Origin of the sequence: Herbidospora mongoliensis, from assembly GCF_001570545.1 — a bacterium.
In the GTDB taxonomy this organism is placed as follows: domain Bacteria; phylum Actinomycetota; class Actinomycetes; order Streptosporangiales; family Streptosporangiaceae; genus Herbidospora; species Herbidospora mongoliensis.
In genome coordinates this window covers 169,914-193,621 of the sequence record NZ_BBXD01000014.1, presented here as the reverse complement: position 1 = coordinate 193,621, position 23,708 = coordinate 169,914, and the positions used below count along the sequence as shown (strand labels likewise).

Genomic DNA, 23,708 nt, shown 5'->3' with positions numbered 1-23,708 from the left:
GGAGAACATCTCGTGAAATTACGCTCGCGCTTCGCCGCGATCGTGACCGCTGCCGCGATGGTGGGCGGGTTGTCGACCCTGGTGGCGGCGCCCGTCCAGGCCGCGGGCCCGGAAATCATCGTGAACGGTGGCTTCGAGAACGGCCTGACCAGCTGGTTCCCGAACAACGGGAACGCGGCCGACACCGCCGCGCTGGCCCCGACGACGGACGCCTACTCCGGCTCCGGCGCCGTCGTGGTCACCCAGCGGACGACCACCGGGTCGGGCCCGATGCAGGACCTGTCCGGCAAGGTGCAGGCGGGCAAGACCTACTCGGTCACGGCACGGGTGAAGTATGAGAACCCGGCCAGCCCGGCCACCAAGCAGTTCTTCGTCACCATGCACTACGGCGGCGGGACCTACACCAACCTCGGCACCGTGACCACGCCGCGCGGACAGTGGGGCCTGATCCAGGGCACGTTCACCATCCCCGCCGCGCAGAGCGTGACGACCGCGCGGATCTTCGTCGAGACCCCGTGGACGCAGACGCCCTCGGCGGCGCCCGACACGCACCTGATGGACTTCAAGGTCGACGACGTGAAGCTCTCGGAGTTCACGCCGTCGACCACGATCGAGGTGCTCGGCAAGAACCCCGGTGAGGGCAACCCGCTCATCTCGCACAAGTTCGGGGCCGACGGCAACGCCTTCGTCCACGACGGCCGCGTGTACATGTACATGACCAACGACACCCAGGTGTACAACCCGGGCCCGAACGGGATCTCCCCCACCAACACCTACGGCGGCATCAACACCATCACCGTCATCTCCTCCGACGACCTGGTGAACTGGGTCGACCACGGCGAGATCCCGGTCGCCGGGCCGAGCGGGATCGCCCGCTACGCCGGCAACTCCTGGGCCCCGGCGATGGAGAGCAAGATCGTCAACGGCCAGGAGAAGTTCTTCCTGTACTTCGCCAACAACGGCGCCGCCACCGGCGTCATCGTCGGCGACTCCCCGGTCGGCCCGTGGCGTGACGAGCGGGGCAGCCTGCTGATCACCGGCGCGACGCCGGGCGCGTCCAACGGGGTGAACTGGCTCTTCGACCCGGGCGTGTTCATCGACGACGACGGCCAGGGCTACCTGTACTTCGGTGGTGGCGGCGACGACAACTCCGACAGCTACGAGAACACCAACCACCCCAAGTCCACCCGAGTGATCAGGCTCGGCGAGAACTTGACGAGCACCGTCGGCTCGGCCGAGGTCATCGACGGGCCGCTCATGTTCGAGGCGGGCCACGTCTTCAAGCGCGAGGGCAAGTACTACTACTCGTACTCCTCGAACTTCGGCTTCGGCGGCCCGATCGACCCCGCCGGTCCCCCGACCGGGGCGATCGCCTACATGGTCGCCGACAACCCGATGGGGCCCTGGACCGCCGACACGTACAAGGGCGTCATCTTCCGCAACCCCGGCAACTTCTTCGGCGCCGGCGGCAACAACCACCAGTCGGTGTTCGAGCTCGACGGCGAGTACTACTTCACCTACCACGCCCAGACGCTCAACCGCCGTATCACCGGCAACGCGACCCAGGGCTTCCGCAGCCCGCACATCGCCAAGCTGGAGTTCAACCAGGACGGCACGATCAAGGAGGTCCTCGGCACCTACGACGGCGTGGACAAGATCCGCGACCTGGCGCCCTACCGGGTGATCGAGGCGGAGACGATCGCCTGGCAGCAGGGCATCGCCACCAAGAAGATCGACGGCTCCTCGGCCGAGTTCGGCGCGCTGGCCCCGAACCTGGTGCTGCACGACGTCGACAACGGCGACTGGACCTCGCTCGCGTCGGTCGACTTCGGTGACGAGGGTGCCACCGCCGTCACCGCGAAGGTCCGCCCGCTCGCGGCGGGCGCGAAGATCGAAGTCCGCCTCGGCAGCCGCACCGCACCCGTGGTGGCCACCATCCCCGTCGATGCTCCGCTCAACGCGTGGACGGAGCTCACCGCCGAACTCGACGGCGTCACCGGCGTGCACGACGTCTACTTCACCTACGCGGGCACCGCGGGCGCGGACCTGTTCGAGATCGACTCCTGGGCCTTCGAGAGCCAGGCCCCGGACGAGACCGCTCCCGCGGTCGAGGTCTCGGGCGTGGAGGACGGCGGCGAGTACGGCGACAGCGACGACCTGACCATCGGCTGGACGGCGGACGACGCCGAGTCCGGCGTGAAGTCGGTCACCGCGACCCTCGACGGGGAGCCGGTCATCTCCGGCACCGCGCACACCCTCTACGAGCTGGCCCTGGGCGAGCACGTCCTCACGGTCGCCGCCGACGACAACGCCGGCAACCAGACCGAGAAGACCGTCCGCTTCACCGTGACCACCTCCGTGGAGGACATCTCGGCGCTGATCGACCGCTTCGAGGCCGAGGACAGGACCAACGCCAGCAGCGCCGTCCGGCTCCACAAGGAACTCGACCGCGTCATCGCCGCCATCGCCGAGGAGAAGGATGACAAGAAGATCGTCAAGGTGATCGAGAAGTTCAAGAGCGGGGTGAAGGACCACCGCGTCGAGGCCGACGAGATCGTCCGCACCGTCCTGCTGCGCGACGCCGACGCCCTGATCGTCCGTTGGGGCGGCACTCCCCGAACCTGACCCCTCCAGATCGGCGACCTCCGGATGCCGGGCGACCGGCGTCCGGAGGTGTCCCGGTGAAACTTTCACCCTCACTGGACACGAAGGGCGACCCAGCGAAATGTTAGCGATAACAGCTCCCGAAAGGATTCCTCCGTGCCGTTGAACCGTCGCCAATTATTCAAGGCCGCAGGCGCGACCGCCGCGATCTCGGCCGCCGGCCAGGTGGCAGGCCTGTCCCCCGCCTCGGCCGCGCTGGCCTGGGCCCGCGCCGACATCGGCGTCTCCGCCTACGAGTTCGACCTCGGCCAGGTCAGGCTGACCTCGGGCCGCTGGCTGGACAACCAGAACCGCACCCTGGCCTACCTGCGTTTCGTCGACGTCGACCGGTTGCTGTACGTCTTCCGCGCCAACCACGGCCAGTCCACCGGCGGGGCCTCGTCCAACGGCGGGTGGGACGCGCCGAACTTCCCGTTCCGGTCGCACATGCAGGGTCACTTCCTGACCGCCTGGGCGCAGGCCTACGCCGTGCTCGGGGACACCACCTGCCGGGACAAGGCCAACTACATGGTCGCCGAGCTGGCCAAATGCCAGGCGAGCAACGGCTATCTGTCCGGCTTCCCCGAGTCGGACATCACCGCCGTGGAGAACCGCACCCTGTCCAACGGCAACGTGCCCTACTACTGCATCCACAAGACGCTGGCCGGACTGCTGGACGTGTGGCGGTTCCTCGGCAACACCCAGGCCAGGACGGTGCTGCTGAACCTGGCCGCCTGGGTCGACGCCCGGACGTCGCGGCTGTCGTCCAGCCAGATGCAGTCCATGCTCGGCACCGAGTTCGGCGGCATGAACGCCGTGCTCGCCGACCTCTACCAGATGACCGGCGACTCCCGCTGGCTGGCCACCGCCCAGCGTTTCGACCACGCCTCCGTCTTCAACCCCCTGGCCTCCAACCAGGACCAGCTCAACGGCCTGCACGCCAACACCCAGGTCCCCAAGTGGATCGGCGCGGCGCGCGAGTACAAGGCGACCGGCACGACGCGCTACCGCGACATCGCAGCCAACGCGTGGACCCTGACCGTCAACGCGCACAGCTACGCCAACGGATCGAACAGCCAGGCCGAGCACTTCCGCGCGCCCAACGCCATCGCCTCCTACCTGGCCCGCGACACCGGGGAGGCGTGCAACACCTACAACATGCTCAAGCTCACCCGGGAGCTGTGGCAGCTGTCGCCCACCCGCGCCGACTACTTCGACTACTACGAGAACGCCCTGCTCAACCACCTGATCGGCCAGCAGAACCCGGCCGACGCACGGGGTCACGTCACCTACTTCACCCCGCTCAACCCCGGCGGGCGCAGAGGGGTCGGCCCGGCCTGGGGCGGCGGCACGTGGAGCACCGACTACAACTCGATGTGGTGCTGCCAGGGCACCGGCATCGAGACCAACACCAAGCTGATGGACTCGATCTACTTCCACAACGGCACCACGCTGTTCGTGAACCTGTTCACGCCCTCGACGCTCAACTGGTCGCAGCGCGGCATCACGGTCACCCAGACCACCTCCTACCCGGTCACCGACACCACGTCGTTGCAGGTCACCGGTAACGTCGCCGGATCTTGGACGATGCGCGTCCGCATCCCCGCCTGGACCCAGGGCGCGACGATCAGCGTCAACGGCGTGCAGCAGGGCATCACCACCACCCCCGGCAGCTACGCCGACCTGACCCGCTCCTGGACCTCGGGCGACACCGTGACCGTGCGCCTGCCGATGCGAGTGGTCATGAAGGCAGCCAACGACAACCCGAACCTGCAGGCGATCATCTACGGCCCGGTCGTCCTGTCGGGGAACTACGGCAGCACGTCGCTGTCGGCGGCCCCGGCCCTGACCCCTTCGACGATCAACCGCACGAGCACCTCGTCGCTGGCGTTCACCGCCAACGGCTCGGTCAACCTCGGCCCGTTCTACGACGCCCACAACCACAACTACGTCGTCTACTGGTCGGTCAACGGCGGCGGCGGTGGCGGCCAGGCGAGCTTCCGCCTGATCAACGCGGCCAGCGGCCTGGCCCTGGGCATCCAGAACATGTCCACCACCGACGGCGGCCTCGCCCTGCAGTGGACCGACAACGGCACCGCCGACCACGACTGGGTTCCGGTCGTGGACGGCAACGCGCTGCGCCTCCGCAACGTCAACAGCGGCAAGGTGCTCGGCGTCGAGAACATGTCGACGGCCGACAACGCCCGCGTCATGCAGTGGGCCGACAACGGCACCGCCGACCACCGCTGGACGATCACCGACGTCGGCGACGGCTCGGTCAAGATCCGCAACGCCAACAGCTCCAAGCTGCTGGGCACCCTGAACGGGAGCACCGGCAACGGGGCGCAGGCCGTCCAGGACCCCGACAACGGCAGCGCCGACAACCAGTGGCGCTTCGTCCCCAACGGCGCGCGGCGCATCCAGAACGTCGGCACCGGCATGGTCCTGGGCGTCACCGGCATGTCCACGGCCGACGGGGCGCTCGTCGTGCAGTGGGGCGACTCCGGCACCGCCGACCACCTGTGGACGGCGATCGTCGACACCGGCGGCTACCTGCGCCTGCGCAACTCCAACAGCCAGAAGGTGCTCGGCGTGGAGAACGCGGCCACCGCCGCCGGATCACGCCTGGTGCAGTGGGCCGACAACGGCGCCGGCGACCACCGCTGGCGGCTGCGCTACGGCTCCAACGCCGCCTTCCGCATCCAGTGCGCCAACGGCGGCCGGGTCCTCGGCCTGTCCGGCACCGCGCAGGGCGCGCAGGCGGTGCTGTCCGACGACAACGGCTCGGCCAACAACCTCTGGAGGTTCCTGTAAGACCCGCGCTCACGGTTCCAGGCGGGTCCGGGAGCCGTCCAGTCGCAGTCTCAGCACGGGGGCCGGCGTCCCGCCGAAATTGGCGCGGTCGACCGGCCCCCGATAGTCGAGGAAACTCACCACGCGCAGGTCGTCGAGCACCATCCACGCGTAGGCCTGGTCGGGCTGGGCCGCCGGGTTCCCGATGACCAGGCCGGAGCCGTTCAGGGGTTCGTACGGGCCGGTGAGTGTGTCGGAGACGAAACCGTAGAGGCCGGTCGGGGCGGCGTCCGCCGGTTCGAACGACTGACCGTGAGTGCAGAAGAACAGGTAGAAGAGACCGTCGTGGACGACGACGTGCGGGCGTTCGATCTCGCGGTTGACGCCGTCGGCGACCAGGAGCGGCGGATACATCGGCCGGCCTTCCGACTCCGGGCCGGTCAGCGCGATGGCGCCCATGTGGCGCTCGCCCCAGGGGACCGAGGCCGCGATCAGCAGATGGCCCCGGAACCACGCCGGGTCGCGGAAGGCCCGGATCTTCCCCGGCCCTCCTTCGAGGTCGTCGGCCGGGAGGAAGAACTCGCCGCCGGAGCGGACGATCTCCCGGTGCACCCCCTCCCGGGCCTCGAACACCCGCTGGACGAAGGTGGGCCGCTCCTCGCCGCGGAATCCGCTCGCGGTGTAGAAGACGGAGATCGTGCCGTCGGCGCGCCGGATCGCCGTGCCGGACCACTCGCGGCTGCCCGGCGACGCGCCGTCGGGGAACTGGTCGCCCAGGTCGATCCACTTGCCGTTCTCGAGGGCGAGCAGGCGGATGCGGGCGACGTCGTGGCGGTCCTCCGGATGGCCGGCCGCCGGTGCGGCCAGGCCCATCCAGAGTTCGCGGCCGTCGAAGAGGGCGGTGGCACCGTCCTCTTCCTGGATCGGCCACATGTCCCACAGGTCCACGCCGGGCAGCGCCGCCTCGACCGGGCCGAGGATGGGCGGCGCGGTGGTCGCCGGGTCCTCGGTGATCAGGTCGAGGTGGCGTCGCGTCCACCGTGTCGTCGTGGTCACGGTCATCCCTTCAAGGAGCCCTGGAGCAGGGCGGTGACGAAGCGTCGCTGGAAGATCAGGAACACCAGGAGCGTGGGCGTGAGGATCAGCAGCGACCCCGCGCACAGCAGCGGGATGTCGGTGCCCCACTGTCCCTGGAAGGCGCCGAGGGCCCCTGACATGGTGCGCTGCAGCGGATCGTCCACCAGCACGATGGCCAGCAGGAACTGGTTCCATGTCCACAGGAACAGCAGGATCGCCAGCGACGAGGTCGCGGGGGCGGCCAGCGGCACGTGGACCTTCCAGAACAGCTGCCAGGTGCCCGCGCCGTCGATGCGGGCGCTCTCCGACAGTTCCTCGGGCATGTTGATGAAGTGGGCCCGCATCCAGAACACCGAGAACGGCATGAACAGCCCGATCAGCGGCAGGATGATCGCCCACCTGGTGTTCAGCACGCCCATGTCGCGCACCAGGTAGTAGAGCGGCGTGATGATGCCCTCGAACGGCAGCGTCAGGCCGAGCAGGAACACCACGAACACGATGCGCCGTCCGGGGATGCGCAGGTGCCCGATGGCGAACCCGGCCATGGTGGCCACGACCAGCGAGATCGGCACCACCCCGAGCACGATCAGCGCGCTCGACTTCAGCAGTTCGGTCATCTTGGCGGCGGTGAACGCGGTGGCGAAGTTGCCCCACTGCGGGTCGTCGGGCCACTCCAGGCCCAGCGGGTAGGTGCCCGACGGGTGGAGCGCGGTGACGAAGAGGCTGATGAACGGCATCAGCGTCGCCGCCATCAGCACGATCAGCAGGACCCGGCCGGTGAAGGCCTCGCGACGGGCGGATTTCATGTGCGGTCCCTGGTGAGCCACTGGATCGGCAGCGCGCACGCGATCACCAGCGCGGTGAGGACCACCGCGAGGGCCGAGGCGAGGCCGACCTGCCGTTCGGAGAAGGCCAGGTAGTAGATCTCCAGGCCGGGCACCATGCTGGCGTTGCCGGGCCCGCCCTGGGTCGAGATGTAGACGATGTCGAAGCTGGCCAGCGCGGCCACGACGGTCACGGTGACGCAGACCCCGATCTCCTGCCGCAGGCTGGGCAGGGTGATCGAGAAGAACTCACGGAACGGGCCGGCCCCGTCGAGGCGCGCGGCCTCGTACAGAGCCGGATCGATCTTGCTCATCCCGGCCAGCAGCAGGAGCGTGCACAGGCCCAGCAGCACCCACGCGCCGATCACGCCGACCGCCGGCAGCGCCGTCGAGAAGTCGCCGAGCCAGGCTCGGGTGATCTTCTCCAGTCCTATGTACGTCAGCAGCTGGTTCACCAGCCCCGTCGAGGACAGCAGCCAGCTCCAGGTGATCCCGGCCGCCACCAGCGGGATGACCTGCGGCAGGAAGATGACCGTGCGGGCCACCAGCGCGAGACGGCTGGTGGCGATGCGCCGGATCGTCGCCGCGATGGCCAGCCCGAGCACGACCGGGACCGCGCTGAAGAAGGCGATCAGCTTCACCGCGTTGAAGATCGCGGCGAACAGGTCGGGATCGGTGAAGACCTTCAGGTAGTTCTGGAACCCGGTCCAGGTGGCCACGCCGATGCCGTCCCACTTGTAGAGGGAGTACTGCACCGTCATGAACAGTGGCTGGATCACGAACACGACGTAGAACGCGGCCGCGGGCAGCACGAACAACCAGCCGGCCCAGTTTCTCCGCCGCTTCACGGCCGCTTTCACGTCAGCCTCCCTGAACCTGGGTCTGGTAGTCGCTCTGCACGCTCTTGAGCAGGCCTTCCGGGGTCTGCTCCCCGCCGACCAGCTTCTGCAGGTTGGGGGTCCAGCTCTTGGCGTAGATCGCGCCGGTGGCGTTGGCGATGAAGTCCATCGACCCGTTGTCCTTGGCGATCTGCGCGCCCGCCCCGAGGGTGCTCTCGGTGACGGTGCCCGCCGCGACCGGCGGCATCGGGGCGTCGGCCGGGCCCATCGGGTGGGAGCCGCCGATCTGGACGCCGATCGTGCGCGCCTTGGTGTCGGTGGCGACCCAGTCGAGGTAGAAGGCGGCGCAGTCGGCGTTCTTGGCGTTCGCGCCGATGCCGAAGGTCAGCGGGGCCGACATGGCCGCGCGCTTACCGCCGGCCTGGACCGGGGGCATCAGGAAGAAGCCGGCGTTCCCGGCCATCTGCTTGTCGAGGTTGCCCGACTCCCAGTCGCCGTCGAACATGAACAGGCCGTCGCCCTTCATGAAGCGGCTCATCATCGTGGCGTAGTCGACGGCGTTGACGTCCTTCCAGAAGTACCCCGCCTTGATCCACTTCTCCAGGTGCTGGGTGGCCTGGAGGTTCGAGGGGGTGTCGATGGTCGCGCCGGGCTTCTGGTAGATCCATTCGTTGATCGGCGCCGACGGGCCGTAGGAGGCCATCAGGTTCTGGAGCGGGAAGGCGAGGCCGCCGGTGGCGCCGCCGTTGAACTGGGCGATCGGGGCCAGGCCCGCCTCCTTGGCCTTGGCCAGGGCGGCGTCGAGGTCGGCCAGCGTCTCGGGCGGGGTGGTCATGCCGATCTGCTCGGCCAGCTTCTTGTTGTAGAAGACGCCGGTCATGGAGAAGTTCAGGCCCATGGCGTAGAGGGAGCCCTCACCGCGCACCGCGCCGCCGGGGGCCAGGCGCATCTGCTCGAGCTGGGAGGCGGGCCACTTGTCCCAGCCGAACTGCTTGGCGTAGTCGTCGAGGTTCTTGAGCAGGTTGTTCTTGACCAGCTCGGAGACCTGGGGCAGGCGCATGAGGTCGGGCGGGTCGTCGGCCAGCACGCGCGGGGCGTTCTGGGTGATCACCGCGAACTGGTCTTCCCGGATGTCCCAGGTGACGTTGGGGTGCTGCTTGGTGAACTCGTCGGTGAGCGCCTTCGCGATCGGGAAGCCCGTCTCGAAGTAGCCCTTGAGCGTGATCGGCTCGGTACCGCAGGTCGGCGCGGACGACGCCGGAGCCGACGACGCGGCGGCCGTCGGCTGGGCGTTGCCACTGCCCGGCGCCGCGCAGGCGGCGGCCAGGCTTCCCCCCAGGATGACCACCATCGCCACGCGGCTCCGGCGGGAGTTAACTCGATGAGACATGGTGCGTCTCCCTTTGCTAAATCGGATTAGCGATGCGATAGTCTCACCGTGCGTATCCGGCGGTGTCAAGGCCCCGTAATGCGTTTGGAATGTGGAGGTCTCCGCCGTGAGTCGACGTCGGGTCACCTTGGCCGATCTGGCCCAGGCGGCCGGAGTTTCCCGCACGACCGCCTCGCTCGTGATGACGGGCAGGGGCCGTGAGCTGCGCATTTCCCATGACGTCGAGCAGAGGGTACTGCGTGCCGCCGACGAGTTGGGCTACCGCCCGAACGCGGTCTCGGTCGGTCTGCGCACCGGGACGAGCCGGACGATCGGCTTCGTCTCCGACACCGTCGCGACATCCCGCCTCGCCGGAGACATGATCAAAGGCGCTCTGGAGGCGGCCCGCGAACGCGGCGTGATGCTGTTCATCGGTGAGACCGAGGGCGACCCCGATCTGGAGCGCGGCCTGCTCCACGCCATGCAGGACCGCCAGGTCGACGGCATCATCCTGGCCGCCATGTTCACCCGTACGATCAAGGTCCCCAAGGACATCGGGCCCGCCGTGCTGCTGAACGCGCTGCCCAAGCCGGCCTCCGGCCTGCCGTCGATCGTGCCCGACGAGGTGGAAGCCGGCCGTTCGGCGGCCCGGGTGCTGCTCGACGCCGGGCACCGCGACGGCGTCTACCTGATCGGCGCGGGGCCCAGGCTGCGCGACGGGCCCGTCGACAGCGTCGCGGCGGTGGAACGCCTCCAGGGCATCAGGGACAGCGGGCTGAAGATCGCCGGAGCGCGGGCGTGCCCCGACTGGCAGCCGGAAGAAGGCCTGGCCGCGACCCGGGCGCTCCTGGCCGAGCACCGCCCCAAGGCGCTGATCTGCCTCAACGACCGGCTGGCGCTGGGCGCCTACCAGGCGTTGCAGGACGCCGGGCTCTCGGTCCCCGACGACGTGTCGGTGGTGTCGTTCGACGACCACCCGATCGCCTCGTGGCTGCGCCCCAAGCTGACGACGGTGGCGTTGCCTTACTACGAACTGGGACGCAAGGCGGTGGAGGTGCTGTTCGCCCAGATGGGCGAGGAGAGCGAGCCCGGCCAGGTGCACCGGGTCGCCATGCCGGTGCGCCTGCGGGAGTCGGTCAAGCCCCGTTGACCTCTCCGGCCACGGGCCGGTCGCGGAGCTCGGTCTTGCGGATCTTGCCCGACCCCGTCCTGGGCAGCGAGTCCACGATCTCGAACCGGGCGGGGATCTTGTATTTCGCCAGCCGGGTGCGCAGGAAGTCCGCCAGTTCACCGGGGTCGACGACCGCGCCCGGCCGGAGCACCACGAAGGCGCGGCCCGCCTCGCCCCACTTCTGGTCCGGCATGCCCACCACGGCGGCCTCCGCCACGGCGGGGTGGGTGAAGAGCACGCCCTCGACCTCGGCCGGATAGACGTTCTCGCCGCCGGAGATGTACATGTCCTTGACCCGGTCGACGATGGTCAGATGGCCCTCGGCGTCCATGACCCCGATGTCGCCGGAACGGAACCAGCCGTCCCCGGTCAGCGCGGCGGCGGTCGCCGCCGGGTCGCGCCAGTAGCCGGGGGTGACGTTGGGCCCCCGGATGAGCACCTCGCCGGGCTCCCCGGCCGGCGCGGTGGCGAGGTCGGGCCGGGCCACCCGCACCTCGGCGAAGAAGACAGGGACTCCGGCCGAGCCTGCCCTGCGCACGCTCTCGCCCGCGTCGAGGAAGGTGGCGCCGGGCGCCGTCTCGGTCAGCCCGTAGCCCTGGCAGAAGACCAGGCCCCTCTCCTGGTACGCCCGGATCAGCGCCACCGGGATCGCCGCGCCGCCCGACATGAGGGTGCGCAGCGACGACAGGTCGGCGTCGGCCCAGCGCGGCGACCGGGCGAGGTCGGCGAACATCGTGGGGACGCCGAACATCCACGTGACCCCGTGCTTCTCGATGAGGTCGCAGCAGAGTCCGGCGTCCCACGACGGCATGATCACGGAGGTGCCGCCCTTGAGGAAGGTCGGCAGCAGCGTCTGGTTCAGGGCCGCGACGTGGAAGAGGGGCGCGCTGATCAGCGCCACCTCGGTGCTCGTCACGTCGACGCCGATCAGCATGTTGAGGCAGTTCCACACCAGGTTCGCGTGGCTGAGCGTGGCGCCCTTGGGGCGGCCGGTCGTGCCGGAGGTGTAGAGGATCAGGGCCACCTCGTCGAGCGCGACCGGCACGTCGATGGGTTCGGGATCGCCCTGCGCCATCCAGGTCTCGGCCTCCGCCAGGGCCGTGACCGGGCACGGGCCGGGCAGCCCGCGCACCGTCTCCGCGCAGGCGGGGTCGTACACGAGCAGCGAGGCCTCCGAGTGCCCGAGCATGTACGCGATCTCCGGCGCGGCCAGCCGGAAGTTCAGCGGCACGAAGATCCCGCCCAGCAGGTGGGTGGCGAACAGGGTCTCGGCGAAGGCGACGTGGTTGGGGCCGAGGTAGGCAACCCGGTCCCCCGGCCGGATCCCCTCCCCGCGCAGCCGCCACGCCAGGCGGGTCGCCCGCACGTGGACGTCGGCGTAGCTGACCGACCGGTCCGCCTGGACGAACGCGGTGCGGCCGGGGCTCATCAGGGCCCGGCGGGCCGTCCACCCGCCGAGCCCCGCGTTACGCATCGGCGGCGACCGCGGGGGCGTCCGAGGCGAGGTCGTCGGATCTGGTCTCGCGCAGGGCCAGCACGCAGACGACGGTGAGCAGGCAGCAGACCGCGATGACCACCGAGATCGTCGTGGTGCTGCCCCCTCCGGACGACGCGTCCATCTGGGCGAACAGCAGCGGTCCCAGCCCGGCGCCGAGCCCGGCGAACTGGTAGCCCAGCGAGGCGCCGGTGTAGCGGTTCCCGGTCGGGAAGAGTTCGGCGTACAGCGCCCCGAGCGGGCCGAACATCAGCGGGTGGATGATCGCCTGGCCCAGCACCAGCGCGATGGTGAGCACGACGACGCTGCCGGTGTTCACCATCGGGAACAGCGCGAAGCCGAACGCGGCCATGAGCACCGCACCTGTCAGCACGACCGGCCGCCGGCCGACCTGGTCCGAAAGGGCCGCGAAGGCGATGATGCCCACCACGGCCAGCGCGGACGACAGCGTGAGCCCGTTCAGCACCTCCTGCCGGGTGAAACCGGTCCGGACGCCGTACGCGATGAGATAGGTGGTCAGCGTGCCCTGGGCCACGAACGCGGCGAGACCGACGCCCACGCCGAGCAGCAGCGTCCTCGGGTGGTTGCGGAGCACGTCCACCAGAGGCACCCGGACGCGCGGGCCGCCCGCCGCGAACACGGGCGTCTCCTCCACCCGCAGCCGGACGAACAGGCCGACCGCCAGCAGCACGATGCTGAGCAGGAACGGCACCCGCCAGCCCCAGCTCAGGAACGCCTGCTCACCCAGGACGGCGGCGGTGCCACTGAGCACGCCGGTCGACAGCACCATGCCGAACGGGGCGCCGGCGCTGGTGAAGCTCGCCCACAGTCCCCGCCGGCTGGTCGCGTGTTCCGCCGACATCAGCACCGCGCCGCCCCATTCGCCGCCGATGGCGACGCCCTGAAGCACGCGCAGGACGACGAGGGCGACGGGGGCCAGGAAGCCGATCTGCTCGTAGGTCGGGAGCAGGCCGATGAGGAAGCTGGCCAGACCCATCAGGGTCATGGTCAGGATCAGCATCTGCTTGCGGCCGAGCCGGTCGCCGAAGTGCCCGAAGATCACTCCGCCGAGCGGCCTGGCGAGATATCCCGTCGCGAAGGTGCCGAAGCTGGCGACCGTGGCCGTGAGCGGGTCGAGCGAGGAGAAGAAGACCTTGCTGAAGACCACTGCCGAGGCCGTGGCGTAGAGCAGGAAGTCGTAGTACTCGATGACGCTGCCCAGGAAGCTGGAGGCCACCGCGCGGCGGAGCTGAACCTGGTTGGGGGGTAAGACCGACGGGTCCGTCATGACTGAGCTCCTCAGTCCGGGATACTTGCCCGGAGGTTAGGCAGATTTATGACGGACGTCAACACTCTGCCCCATATCAGAGAAGTCCCAGCAGCCGGGCGGCGTTGTCCTTGAGGATCTTCGGGCGCACCTCGGGCTTGATGTCGAGCTTGTCGAAGTCGGCGAGCCAGCGATCGGGCGTGATCATCGGATAGTCGGAGCCGAAGAGCACCTTGTCCTTGAGCAGCGTGTTGGCGTACTGCACGAGGATCGGCGGGAAGTACTTCGGCGACCACCCCGACAGGTCGATGTAGACGTGGGGCTTGTGGGTGGCGACCGCGAGGGCCTCGTCCTGCCAGGGGAACGACGGATGGGCCAGGATGATCCGGAGCTCCGGGAAGTCGACGGCGACGTCGTCGATCAGCATCGGGTTGGAATGTTTCAGCCGGATCCCGCCCCCGCCGGGCAGTCCCGCGCCGATGCCGGTCTGGCCGGTGTGGAACAGCGCCGGCACGCCCAGCTCCTCGATCGCCTCGTAGAGGGGGTAGGCCGCCCGGTCGTCGGGCGACATTCCCTGCACGCTCGGATGGAACTTGAAGCCGCGCACGCCGTGGTCGGACACCAGCCGCCGCGCCTCCCTGACCCCCGCCCTCCCCTTCCACGGATCGACGCTGGCGAAGGGGATCAGGACGTCGGCATGGGCGGCGCAGCTCTCCGCGACCTCCTCGTTGGAGATGCGCGGATGCCCGGTGGCGTGCTCGGCGTCGACGGTGAACACCACCGCCGCCATCCGCCGCTCCCGGTAGTAGGCGGCCGTCTCGGGAATCGTCGGCCGGGCGTGCCCCTTGAAGTAGGCCGCCGACGCACCGGCCAGCTCGTCGCTCAGCGAGGCGTGCCCGTCGGCGGACACCTCGGCGTGGGTGTGCACATCGATGGCGACCAGTTCGTCGACGTTCATGAGCTCTCCTCGGTCACAAATATGACTTCCGTCAATTATGTGCCTGACATCTGGCCCGTCTACGCTTCCGGTGTGACCATCGGCGGCGAAGACGAACCGGCGGCGCCGTCCACGCGCCCGCAGTCCCTGATATTCAGCTTCCTCGGCATCTACGCCCTCGACCGCGGCACCGCCATCTCCTCGGGCAGCGTCATCGACGTGTTCGCCCGCCTCGACGTCTCGGAGGAGGCCGTCCGGTCCACGCTCGCCCGCATGGTGAAACGCGACCTGCTGATCCGGCACCGGGTGGGACGCAAGGCCTACCTCGGGCTCACCCCCCACGCCGTGGCCGTGCTCCGCGACGGACGGCGGCGGGTCTGGGAGACCGGCGCGGTCAACCGCGACTGGGACGGCACCTGGACCGTCGTCGGCTTCTCCCTTCCCGACAGCCGCCGCAGCACCCGCCACGACCTGCGATCACGCCTCATCTGGGCCGGATTCGGCCCGCTGCAGGCCGGCCTGTGGATTGCTCCGGGGGTTCGGGAGGTCACCGGCGTGTTCGACGCCCTCGACGTCGACGACCATGTCACGGTCCTGACCGCCACGGCGTTCAAGCCGACCGAGGCCGTCGACCTGGTCGCCAAGGCGTTCGACATCGAGCAGATCGCCCGGCGCTATCGGGGCTTCCTGGCCAGGTGGGACGTCACCCGGCCGCTTCCCGACGCGCCGGACGATCTCGTCCGGCAACTCCTGCTCCACACCGACTGGCTGCAACTCGTCCGGCAGGATCCTCATCTGCCGGCCGAGCATCTCCCGTCCGACTGGCCGGCCATCCGGGCCGAGCAGGTCTTCCACTCCCGCGCCGAGGCCTACGAACGGCCCGCCAGGAAAGTGGCCGACGCGGTCCTGGACGAACTCATCCCGTGACGCACGCGCCACCGTTGAGCGCGAAGGAGACCGGAGTCGCGTTCGTGCCGCTGTAGGTGGCCTGGAATCCGAAGCTCGCCTTGCCCTGCGGGGCGATGGAGGCGTTGTAGGAGAGGTTGCGCGCGGTGACCTGCGAGCCCGACTGGGTGATGGCCGCGTTCCAGGCGCCGGTGACCTGCTGGTTGCCCGCCCACGTCCAGGTGACGGCCCAGCCGTTGACGGGGGTCGCGCCGGTGTTTGTCAGGGTGACGTCGGCCGTGAATCCGTTGTTCCAGGTGTTGGGGACGTAGGTGACCCTGCATCCGGTGCCCGCGCTGGGCGAAGGCGACGGACTGGGAGACGGTGACGGGCTCGGGGACGGTGAGGGCGACGGGCTGGGGGACGGCGACGGACTGGGCGAGGGCGACGGGCTGGGCGTGCCGGTGAGGCCGAAGAACTGGATCGCGGCGGCGGCCATGCCGCTGCTCGGGAGGCTGTGGCCGGCGCCCTGGATGCTGTAGGCCTCGACCCGGACCGTGCCGGAGGCGTCGGCGTATCGGCGGCGGTTCCAGTTCTGCTGCGGGGTGTCCGTGGAGGTGGGCGTCTGGCTCAGGCCGAAGACGTTGGTCCACTGGTCGATCGCCTGCTGGTGGGTGGCGTAGTAGACCAGGTTGTCCGTGGTGCCGTGCCAGAGTTGGACGCGCGGCCGGGTGCCGCTGAAGCCGGGATAGGCGGCCCGGACCAGGTCCCCCCACTGCTGGGGCGTCTTGCTGATCCGCCCGGAGGCGCAGTTGCTCGCGCCGGGCGAGGGAATGTAGTCGGCCTCGTTCGGGAAGCAGGCGAACGGCACCCCCATGAACGCCGCCCCGGCCTTGAAGACGTCGGGGTAGTTGCCGAGCATGATGTTGGTCTCCATACCCCCCGCGGAGGAGCCGGTGACGTAGATGCGGTTCGCGTCGCCGTTGGTGCGCTGCCGCGCGTTGGTGATCATGGACATCAGCGAGACGGGGTCACTGCCCCCGTTGCGCACCTGGGACGCCGCCGACCAGGAGTCGAAGCAGTTGCCCTTCTTGGACGCCGACGGGTAGATGACGACGAAGCCGTACTGGTCGGCGAGAGAGCGGAACTCCGAACCGGAGAAGAAGCCGGGGCCCGAGCCGCCGCAGCCGTGCATGGCGAGCACGATCGCGGGGCTGGACTGCACGTTGTCCGGCACGTAGAGGTGCATCCGCAGGTTGCCGGGGTTGGCGCCGAAGTTCGTCACCTCGGTCAGCGTGGCCGCGACGGCGGGTGGCCCGGCCACCAGGACCGTGGCGGCGCACAGCATCGCGGTGGCGGCGCCCGCGAGCACGGCGGTCAATCGCTTCATCGGCTCTCCTCTGCTTGACGTTCGCTCGATCCACGAGGCCGCGGCGCCGCCGACTCGTCCTGATGTCAGCCGGTATAGGAGCGGCACCCGCGCGCGGTCAAGCCGCCGCCGTCCGGGATCACGGCGCTCGGCTCACGGAAAAGCGCTGCTTGTGCTGGTTATCAAGCGATTTGTTATCAAGTAGCTTGATATACGGGTCGCGAAACTTACATTGCCCGTTATGGTCATCCGGTGACCTCGCGCCACTCTCCCGCAGCCGACCAGCCGGTCAAGCAGACGCCTCGCCTGAGCTACTTGATCTATCGGCTGGAGCGTCGCATCCGCGCCCGGCTCGACGAGGCGCTGGTCCAATACGGCATCACGACGACCGAATACATGGCGCTCAGCGAACTGCTCATGCGCGACGGACTCTCCTCGGCCGAACTGGCCCGCATCGCTTTCGTCACCCCGCAGGCGATGAACCTGGTCGTCCGCGACCTGGAACAACGCGGTCTGATCCACCGTGACGCCCACCCGGACGGCGGCCGGGTCCTTCGCGTCCACCTCACTCACGAGGGACAGGCGACGCTGCGGCGCTGCGACCGCTCACTCGACGACATCGAGGAGAACATGCTCGGCGAGGTCGACGACACCACGCGCGCCGCACTGACGGAGGGCCTCACCCTCTGCACACGGGCCCTGCGGCCCTCGGCCGGCTGACCGGGAACACGCGGCTGGTCTGGGCGGCCCCCGGAGAGCCGCCCAGACCAGGTTGAATCATCGCGTCAGGCTGTCAGGCGCTGCCGCGCCGGCAGGAGGGCCGGATCAGGTCCGGGACCACCGCTGGTTCGTGCCGCCCCAACAGGAGTAGACCTGGACGAGGGCGCCGTTGCCGGAGCCGGCGGCGTCCAGGCACAGACCCGACTGCTGGTTGGTGATCGAGCCGTCGGAGTTCAGGTTCCACTTCTGGTTCGCGCCACCCCAGCAGGTGTAGATCTGCACCTTCGCGCCGTTACCGGTGCCGGCGGCGTCGAGGCACTTGTTGCCGTAGACGCGCAGCTCCTGGGACGAGGTGTAGCTCCACTGCTGGTTGGAGTTGGTGTGACAGTCGTAGATCTGAACCTGGGTGCCGTCTGTCGTCGAGGCGTTCGGCACGTCGACACACCGGTTGGAGGCCTGGCCGCGGATCTGTGACCCGGTACCCACGGTGGGCGTGGGGGTCGGCGTCGGCGAGGTGCCCGGCGTGGGCGAGGTGGTCGGCGTGGGCGTCGGGTTCGGGGTCGCGGCGTTGAGCGCGTTCAGAACCGAGTTGTACGCCGCCTTCTTGTTGCCGCTGCTGTCGAAGAGCAGCGGGCTGGTGTTGGCGCCCAGCCAGGAGTCGCTGTCACGCACGCCCCAGACGGTGATGCCGGTGCAGCGCGCCACCGCGAGACAGTCGTTGACGACGCTGGCGTAGGTGTTGGCCGAGCCGCCGTTGATGTCCAGCTCGGTGATCTGCACGTCGACCCCGAGAGCGGCGAAGCTCTGGATGGTCGTGCGGTAGTTGCTGTTGTACGGGCTGTTGCTGTTGAAGTGGGACTGCAGGCCGACACAGTCGATCGGCACGCCACGCGACTTGAAGTCACGGACCATGTTGTAGACGCCCTGCGTCTTGGCCCAGCTCCAGTTGTCGATGTTGTAGTCGTTGTAGCAGAGCTTGGCCGAGGGGTCGGCGGCCCGCGCGGTGCGGAAGGCCACCTCGATCCAGTCGTTGCCGGTGCTCTGGAGGTTGGAGCTGCGGCGTCCGCCGGAGTTGCCGTCGGCGAAGGCCTCGTTGACGACGTCCCAGGCGTAGATCTTGCCCCGGTAGTAGCCCATGACGCCGTTGATGTGGTCGATCATCGCCTGGCGGAGCGAGCTGCCCGACAGCGACTGCATCCAGCCCGGCTGCTGGCTGTGCCAGGCCAGCGTGTGGCCGCGGACCCGCTTGCCGTTCTGCACGGCCCAGTTGTAGACCCGGTCGGCGCTGGTGAAGCTGAACTGCCCCCGGTTGGGTTCGGTGGCGTCGATCTTCATCTCGTTCTCAGCGGTGATCATGTCGAACTCGCGGTTCGCGATCGTCGTGTACTGCGAGTCGCCCAGCTTCCCCGAGGCGATGGCGGTGCCGAAGTAGCGGCCGCTCTGCTGCGCGGCGGCGGCCAGCGTGCTGCCGGCGGCGTCGGCGGGCACCGAAATCATCAGCGCCGCGCTCACGACACCCACGGCGCTGATCCCGATGACCTTCATGAGGCCACCGAAACGTCCGGACTTGGATGAGGGTAAAGCGTTCGTACCCATGCCTGACTCCATACTTAAGTTACGGAAAGAGGGGACGTGCGGGGATCCTGGCGAACGGTGCCGCACCCCTGGCCGGGGAGGCCTACACCACCTGGCGTCTGACCGGCGGCCCTGACCGATCACCACATCAGGCCGGGCCGACCGCCTCGGGATCAGTTTGGAAACGCGACCGAAACATGTCAACACTTCGCAGAAATTTTCGGGAAATTCGCGGCTGAGTTATCGGCGAATCAGGCTTCTATACGCGGCGATGCAGGCGCCATCCCACGTCCCCAGTGCCGAAAATTAGACCTGTATGGAGAGTGAAAGTTTCACAGAGATGTCGCAACTTGCGGACCCGAGGACGGAGATCCGCAGGCGAGCGGCACCGTCCCCGACGGCGAACCGCCGGCCCTTGACGACTGTCCGGCCCGCTGGATTTACTCCCCCTCACACCACCGAAACGTCGAGGTGTCGAGGAGGTCGACTAGTGACTGCTAGCGCTAACATGGTTCTCTTTCCCATGTGATGCGCGACGTTGTCAGACCTGGGTGACACCACACGCCCAGGTCAGCTCGTGTCAGCCGCTCTGCTTTTCAGGGGAAGGCAGAGCGGCCCGGCGATCCCCTGGACCGTCGACTGGACCATCGACGTCGCCGGCGGCCCAGCTCGCCAGCAGTTCGAGGCCGTCGCCCGACGGCGTGCCGGGCTCGGCGGAGTAGGTCAGCAGCGTCAGGACCTCGTCGCCGGGCAGGTCGAAGGCCTCATACGCCAGGTCGAGCACACCGATGTCGGGGTGGCGGAACCGCTTGACGCCGTGCCGGTGCACGTAGACGTCCTGGGCGGCCCACCACGCAACTGCTGAGCCGGTCCCCCCGCCCGACGGCGATCTTCGCCGGCGCCGACCAGGCGGCGATCGGCGCGCTCGCCGCCATCCACGAGGCAGGCCTGAGGGTGCCGGAGGACATCTCGATCTCGGGCTACGACAACACCCTGCTGGCCGCCCTGCCCAACATCAACCTGACCAGCGTCGACCAAGACGGCTTCTCGATGGGCCGCATGGCGGGCCGGCTGCTGCTGGAGCGGATCGAAGGCCGGACGTCGGCGGCCCGCTTCTCCGTGGCCCCGAAACTGGTCGCCCGCCGATCGACGGCGCCGCCGCCCTCCGTGGCCTGAGTCAGGCGGCGGTGATGCCGCCGTCGATCGCGAGGGCGGCTCCGGTGATGAACCGGGCCTCCTCGCTCAGCAGGAACGCCACGAACGCCGCGATCTCCTCCGGCTGGGCGATCCGGCCGACCGGGTGCATCGCCCTGGCCGCGCGCAGGGACTCCTCCGAGGACGGGCCCATGTTGCCGCGCAGCAACGGGGTGTCGACACCACCGGTGACCAGGGCGTTGATCCGGATGCCGTCGGCGGCGGTCTCGAGCGCCGCCGATCGGCTGAGGCCGACCACGCCGTGCTTGGCGGCGCTGTAGGAGGCCATCCCGGCTGAGCCGACGACGGCCGCGATGGAGGCGTTGTTGACGATCGCGCCGCCGCCCGCGGCGCGCAGCGCCGGGATCTGGTGCTTCAGGCCGTAGAAGACGCTGCTGAGGTTGAGCGCCAGTTCGGCCTGCCAGGCGTCGCCGTCGATGTCGGTGACCGGGCCGACCGCTGTGGCCGCGCCGACGTTGTTGAAGGCGGCGTCGAGGCGGCCGTACCGGCTCACCGACTGGCGGACCAGTTCGGCCATCTCGGTCTCCACCGTCACATCGGCCGGTACGAAGGTGGCCTCCCCTCCGGCGGCGCGCAGATCGGCCGCCAGCGCGTCGCCGGCTTCCTTCCCCCGGGCGGCCAGGACGACCTTCGCGCCCTCTGCCGCGAGCCGTTCGGCGGTGGCCCGGCCCATGCCGGAGGTGGCGCCGGTGATCAGGACGACTTTCTCCGCGAAACGTGCGGACATGACTACTCCTTGTACTCGTATGGATCAGAAAGTGAGGACGAGACGCCCACGCACGCCGCCGGACTCCAGCCGCCGGTGCGCGTCGGCCGCCTCGGCGGCGGGGAGGGTCGCCGCGACGCTCGGGATGAGCACGCCCGCCTCCGCGAGCCCGCCGATCTGGCGGAGTTTGTCGGTCCGTCCGGCGTAGTCGGGGACGAACACCCTCCGCACCCTGCCGTCGCCGCTGAACTCATGGCCGCCGGGTTCGTCACCGCCGCGGAACTGGGCGTAGACGCCGCCGTCGCGGAGCGCGTCGAGGAGGCCGGGCCCGGCCAGCGCCGGGTCGGCGACCGCGTCCACCCCGTCCGGACGGAGGGCGCGGAGGCGTTCCGCGACGCCGGGCCCCCTGGGCACGACCTCGGCCGCGCCGGACCGGCGGACCAAAGCCTCGTCGCCCGGCGCGGCGTCGGCCACCACGGTCAGACCCGCGTGCCGGGCCAGCTGGACCAGGTATCCGCCGAGTGTCCCGGCGGCCCCGATCACCGCCAGGACCGAGCCGGGGGCCAGGTCCAGCCGGTCGAGCGCGAGCAGGGCCGTGAGCCCGTTCATCGGCAGCGTCGAGGCCGCCGCGTGATCGGTGCCCGCCGGCGCGTGGACGACCCATCCCGCCGGGAGCACCACATATTCGGCGTAGCCGCCCGCGGCCGGGCCGATCGGCAGCACCATCGCCATCACCGGGTCGCCCGGGGACAACCCGGTCTCGGTGTCCGGGCCGATCTCGTCGATCACACCGGCGATGTCCATCCCGGGCACGTACGGCCCCGGCACCCCCGCGAACGCGTGGGCCAGCCCGCCGGAGCGCAGCAGCGTGTCCGCCGGGTTCACCGCCGCCGCGTGCACCCGCACCCGGACCTGGCCCGGCCCGGCATGAGGTTCCGGCAGGTCGACGACCCGCAGGACGTCGGGCCCGCCGAATGCGTACATACCGATCGCTCGCAAAGTCCCAGCTCCTTGACGGTTCTCTTTGGATACCAAGTGCGTCATTCGTACCTTCGCATCGCGGTACGAAAGCGGCAAGAGAGCACTTCGGCGTGCCCAGGTATCACCGGGAGAACCACCCGGAAGGGAACCAGGTACCTTTCGTATACTCGCTTCGTATACTCGGCGCATGGCGCAACCGGACAGGGACGACCTGTGCGAACAGGGCCGCGACCTGATCCGCGGCGTGCTCGAACGCATCGGCGACAAGTGGTCGGTGGTGGTCATCTGCCAGCTCGGTGACGGCACCCGGCGGTTCAACGAGCTGCGCCGGCTGAGCGAACCCATCACCCAGCGCATGCTCAGCGCGACCCTGCGCGGGCTGGAGCGAGACGGGCTGGTGACGCGGACCGTCTACGACACCAAGCCGCCGCGCGTCGACTACGCGCTGACCCCGCGCGGGTTCAGCCTGCTGGAGGTCGTCCGCGCCCTGGCCGGATGGGCGGAGGACAACGCCGTCGGCATCCTCGACTCACGCACGGGCTTCGACGCCCGCTGACCCGCCGGCCGCGGTCACCGGTTCTGGGTGATGACGGGGCGCTTGTCCCTGGGCAGCGCCTCGATCAGTTCCCGGGGCATGTTGATCGTGTCCGCGCTGACCTGCGGCGGCAGGTTCGCCATCCACTGCATGGCCGAGATGTCCTCGAATCGCGGGTGGCGGAACATCTCCAGGAAGACCAGCGGTTCGTCCCCGAGGTTCTCGATGTAGTGCCCGTAGGCGAAGGGCACGTAGCCGACGTCTCCCGCCTGGAAGTCGAACGTCCGGGCCAGCCCGGAACTGGCGAACACCCCCATGCGCCCGCGCCCGGAGATGTAGTACTGCCATTCGTCGTTGGTGGGGTGCCAGTGCAGCTCCCTCATCGCCCCGGGCTCGATCTCGATCAGCGCCGCCGAAATGGTGGTGGACGCCTTGAAGTTGGTCGAGTCGGCGACCCGCACCGACCCGCCGCGGAACCGCTTGGGCTCCATCGCGAGCAGCCGGTGGCTGAACCAGTCGGGCACGTCGCCGATGGGGCTGACGATCTTGTCGGACTCCAGGCGGGGCGGCACCTCGCCCTTGAAGATGTACTTCTCCTTCTCCGGCATGTGGGCCATCTGCTCTTCGGTCCAGCCGAAGTTCTTGGCCAGGACGCTCTTGGGCGTGTGCGCGAAGAAGTCGCTCATCATGAAGGTGGAGTTCTCCGAGAACGAACCGTCGTCGAAGACGAGCAGGAACTCCACCCCTTCGTCCAGCGCCTGGATGTAGTGCGGAATGCCCTTGGGGAAGAACCACAGGTCACCCTTGCGCACGTCGTCGAGGAAGTTGCGGCCCTCCTGGTCGACCGCGCCGATCCGGCAACTTCCCTCGATCACGTAGGCCCACTCGGCCTCCTTGTGCCAGTGCAGCTCACGGTAGGCGCCCGGGTTGAGCTTCATGTCCACCCCCGCCAGCGTGGTGGCGATCGGCAGCTCCCGCTGGGTGACCTCGCGGGTCCAGCCGCCCTCCTCGATCCGCGTGTGCGCCATCGAAAAGGAGAACTTCATGTTGGGCAGGGTGCCGTTGTCGGTCACCGGCGGCACGAGCAGATCGGGGTTCTGCAGGTCCAGCTCGATGTTGCGCGGGCCGGTGTCGAGACCGCCACTGCCGTTCCGCTGCGGATGCGGGACGTTCTGCTGCTTGGGCTTCTTCATATTGCCAGTTTGGCCATACGGGGTCAGAAACACCCCTATGAAGAGAAACGTGAAACGTGAAAATCTTTTCCCGATTCCAAAAAGGACAGGGTCGCCGGATTCCCGGCAACCCTG

The 23,708-nt window shown here is 69.1% G+C and carries 20 protein-coding genes; 7 read left to right on the top strand and 13 right to left on the bottom strand.

Going from position 1 to position 23,708, the window contains the following annotated elements; all coding sequences use genetic code 11:
- Positions 1 to 12 precede the first annotated feature (12 nt).
- Both AW272_RS19925 and AW272_RS19920 read left to right on the top strand, forming a co-directional pair.
- Positions 13 to 2,625 carry a family 43 glycosylhydrolase gene (locus tag AW272_RS19925; protein WP_066367282.1) on the top strand — a complete coding sequence of 871 codons (2,613 nt, stop codon included), beginning with the start codon at positions 13 to 15 and terminating at the stop codon, positions 2,623 to 2,625.
- 135 nt (positions 2,626 to 2,760) lie between these two features.
- Positions 2,761 to 5,457, top strand: a complete 2,697-nt coding sequence (locus AW272_RS19920; protein WP_066367280.1) for a beta-L-arabinofuranosidase domain-containing protein — start codon at positions 2,761 to 2,763, stop codon at positions 5,455 to 5,457.
- A gap of 9 nt (positions 5,458 to 5,466) precedes the next feature.
- Here the strand turns inward: AW272_RS19920 and AW272_RS19915 are convergent, their stop codons facing one another.
- From AW272_RS19915 to AW272_RS19900, 4 genes are read right to left on the bottom strand one after another with little or no spacing between them, the layout of a single operon-like run.
- Positions 5,467 to 6,492 (bottom strand): glycoside hydrolase family 68 protein, encoded by a 1,026-nt coding sequence (locus tag AW272_RS19915; protein WP_169807578.1) that lies wholly within the window; start codon positions 6,490 to 6,492, stop codon positions 5,467 to 5,469.
- A gap of 2 nt (positions 6,493 to 6,494) precedes the next feature.
- Positions 6,495 to 7,319: a carbohydrate ABC transporter permease gene (locus AW272_RS19910; RefSeq protein ID WP_066367868.1), complete on the bottom strand. Its 825-nt coding sequence runs from the start codon at positions 7,317 to 7,319 to the stop codon at positions 6,495 to 6,497.
- The gene (locus AW272_RS19905) at positions 7,316 to 8,197 is read right to left on the bottom strand and encodes a carbohydrate ABC transporter permease (protein ID WP_066367279.1); all 882 of its coding nucleotides are present in this window, start codon (positions 8,195 to 8,197) and stop codon (positions 7,316 to 7,318) included. The genes AW272_RS19910 and AW272_RS19905 overlap by 4 nt, the downstream gene beginning before the upstream one ends.
- Before the next feature lies 1 nt (position 8,198).
- Complete coding sequence (locus tag AW272_RS19900; RefSeq protein ID WP_066367276.1) at positions 8,199 to 9,566, bottom strand: type 2 periplasmic-binding domain-containing protein; 1,368 nt, start codon at positions 9,564 to 9,566, stop codon at positions 8,199 to 8,201.
- A gap of 106 nt (positions 9,567 to 9,672) precedes the next feature.
- On the opposite strand from AW272_RS19900, the gene AW272_RS19895 reads away from it, so the two are divergent.
- Entirely contained in the window at positions 9,673 to 10,695 is a 1,023-nt protein-coding gene (locus AW272_RS19895) for a LacI family DNA-binding transcriptional regulator (protein ID WP_083958533.1), read from the top strand.
- On the opposite strand, the gene AW272_RS19890 is transcribed toward AW272_RS19895, so the two are convergent.
- The 3 genes from AW272_RS19890 to AW272_RS19880 all read right to left on the bottom strand — a co-directional run bounded on the left by AW272_RS19890 (position 10,682) and on the right by AW272_RS19880 (position 14,436).
- Positions 10,682 to 12,190, bottom strand: coding sequence for an acyl-CoA synthetase (locus tag AW272_RS19890; RefSeq protein WP_066367275.1), 1,509 nt, complete (start codon positions 12,188 to 12,190; stop codon positions 10,682 to 10,684). The genes AW272_RS19895 and AW272_RS19890 overlap by 14 nt on opposite strands.
- A complete protein-coding gene (locus tag AW272_RS19885) occupies positions 12,183 to 13,499 on the bottom strand; it encodes an MFS transporter (protein WP_066367273.1) in 1,317 nt (438 codons plus the stop codon). Before AW272_RS19885 ends, AW272_RS19890 begins: the two co-directional genes overlap by 8 nt.
- Before the next feature lie 76 nt (positions 13,500 to 13,575).
- On the bottom strand, positions 13,576 to 14,436 hold the full coding sequence (locus AW272_RS19880; protein ID WP_066367271.1) for an amidohydrolase family protein: 861 nt from the start codon (positions 14,434 to 14,436) through the stop codon (positions 13,576 to 13,578).
- Positions 14,437 to 14,475: 39 nt separating this feature from the next.
- On the opposite strand from AW272_RS19880, the gene AW272_RS19875 reads away from it, so the two are divergent.
- Positions 14,476 to 15,342: a PaaX family transcriptional regulator gene (locus tag AW272_RS19875; protein WP_245657633.1), complete on the top strand. Its 867-nt coding sequence runs from the start codon at positions 14,476 to 14,478 to the stop codon at positions 15,340 to 15,342.
- Here the strand turns inward: AW272_RS19875 and AW272_RS19870 are convergent.
- Positions 15,332 to 16,690 (bottom strand): extracellular catalytic domain type 1 short-chain-length polyhydroxyalkanoate depolymerase, encoded by a 1,359-nt coding sequence (locus tag AW272_RS19870; RefSeq protein ID WP_066367268.1) that lies wholly within the window; start codon positions 16,688 to 16,690, stop codon positions 15,332 to 15,334. The two genes, AW272_RS19875 and AW272_RS19870, sit on opposite strands and share 11 nt — an antisense overlap.
- 231 nt (positions 16,691 to 16,921) lie before the next feature.
- Between AW272_RS19870 and AW272_RS19865 the strand changes: the two genes are divergently transcribed.
- Complete coding sequence (locus AW272_RS19865; protein ID WP_066367265.1) at positions 16,922 to 17,389, top strand: MarR family winged helix-turn-helix transcriptional regulator; 468 nt, start codon at positions 16,922 to 16,924, stop codon at positions 17,387 to 17,389.
- 105 nt (positions 17,390 to 17,494) lie between these two features.
- On the opposite strand, the gene AW272_RS19860 is transcribed toward AW272_RS19865, so the two are convergent.
- Together AW272_RS19860 and AW272_RS43220 are read right to left on the bottom strand one after the other, a co-directional pair.
- Positions 17,495 to 18,934 carry an endo-1,4-beta-xylanase gene (locus tag AW272_RS19860; RefSeq protein WP_245657632.1) on the bottom strand — a complete coding sequence of 480 codons (1,440 nt, stop codon included), beginning with the start codon at positions 18,932 to 18,934 and terminating at the stop codon, positions 17,495 to 17,497.
- A 610-nt stretch (positions 18,935 to 19,544) separates the two neighbouring features.
- Positions 19,545 to 19,793: an MmyB family transcriptional regulator gene (locus tag AW272_RS43220; protein ID WP_066367259.1), complete on the bottom strand. Its 249-nt coding sequence runs from the start codon at positions 19,791 to 19,793 to the stop codon at positions 19,545 to 19,547.
- 29 nt (positions 19,794 to 19,822) lie between these two features.
- Here AW272_RS43220 and AW272_RS19850 point away from each other — a divergent pair, with 29 nt between their 5' ends.
- Complete coding sequence (locus AW272_RS19850) at positions 19,823 to 20,140, top strand: substrate-binding domain-containing protein (protein WP_083958483.1); 318 nt, start codon at positions 19,823 to 19,825, stop codon at positions 20,138 to 20,140.
- A 1-nt stretch (position 20,141) separates the two neighbouring features.
- Here AW272_RS19850 and AW272_RS19845 read toward each other — a convergent pair whose 3' ends face one another.
- Together AW272_RS19845 and AW272_RS19840 are read right to left on the bottom strand one after the other, a co-directional pair.
- Entirely contained in the window at positions 20,142 to 20,906 is a 765-nt protein-coding gene (locus AW272_RS19845; RefSeq protein WP_066367251.1) for an SDR family NAD(P)-dependent oxidoreductase, read from the bottom strand.
- Positions 20,907 to 20,930: 24 nt separating this feature from the next.
- Positions 20,931 to 21,884 (bottom strand): NADP-dependent oxidoreductase, encoded by a 954-nt coding sequence (locus AW272_RS19840; protein WP_066367249.1) that lies wholly within the window; start codon positions 21,882 to 21,884, stop codon positions 20,931 to 20,933.
- A 169-nt stretch (positions 21,885 to 22,053) separates the two neighbouring features.
- Between AW272_RS19840 and AW272_RS19835 the strand changes: the two genes are divergently transcribed.
- On the top strand, positions 22,054 to 22,422 hold the full coding sequence (locus AW272_RS19835) for a winged helix-turn-helix transcriptional regulator (protein WP_066367246.1): 369 nt from the start codon (positions 22,054 to 22,056) through the stop codon (positions 22,420 to 22,422).
- Between the two features lie 14 nt (positions 22,423 to 22,436).
- Here the strand turns inward: AW272_RS19835 and AW272_RS19830 are convergent, their stop codons facing one another.
- On the bottom strand, positions 22,437 to 23,594 hold the full coding sequence (locus AW272_RS19830) for an oxalate decarboxylase family bicupin (RefSeq protein WP_066367243.1): 1,158 nt from the start codon (positions 23,592 to 23,594) through the stop codon (positions 22,437 to 22,439).
- Positions 23,595 to 23,708: the final 114 nt, after the last annotated feature.

Bases quoted from the DNA above. Each gene is read 5' to 3' on its own strand.
- AW272_RS19910 (WP_066367868.1), bottom strand. From the start codon at position 7,319: ATGAAATCCGCCCGTCGCGAGGCCTTCACCGGCCGGGTCCTGCTGATC.
- AW272_RS19900 (WP_066367276.1), bottom strand. From the start codon at position 9,566: ATGTCTCATCGAGTTAACTCCCGCCGGAGCCGCGTGGCGATGGTGGTC.
- AW272_RS19890 (WP_066367275.1), bottom strand. From the start codon at position 12,190: ATGCGTAACGCGGGGCTCGGCGGGTGGACGGCCCGCCGGGCCCTGATG.
- AW272_RS19885 (WP_066367273.1), bottom strand. From the start codon at position 13,499: ATGACGGACCCGTCGGTCTTACCCCCCAACCAGGTTCAGCTCCGCCGC.
- AW272_RS19880 (WP_066367271.1), bottom strand. From the start codon at position 14,436: ATGAACGTCGACGAACTGGTCGCCATCGATGTGCACACCCACGCCGAG.
- AW272_RS19870 (WP_066367268.1), bottom strand. From the start codon at position 16,690: ATGAAGCGATTGACCGCCGTGCTCGCGGGCGCCGCCACCGCGATGCTG.
- AW272_RS19860 (WP_245657632.1), bottom strand. From the start codon at position 18,934: ATGAAGGTCATCGGGATCAGCGCCGTGGGTGTCGTGAGCGCGGCGCTG.
- AW272_RS19845 (WP_066367251.1), bottom strand. From the start codon at position 20,906: ATGTCCGCACGTTTCGCGGAGAAAGTCGTCCTGATCACCGGCGCCACC.
- AW272_RS19835 (WP_066367246.1), top strand. From the start codon at position 22,054: ATGGCGCAACCGGACAGGGACGACCTGTGCGAACAGGGCCGCGACCTG.
- AW272_RS19830 (WP_066367243.1), bottom strand. From the start codon at position 23,594: ATGAAGAAGCCCAAGCAGCAGAACGTCCCGCATCCGCAGCGGAACGGC.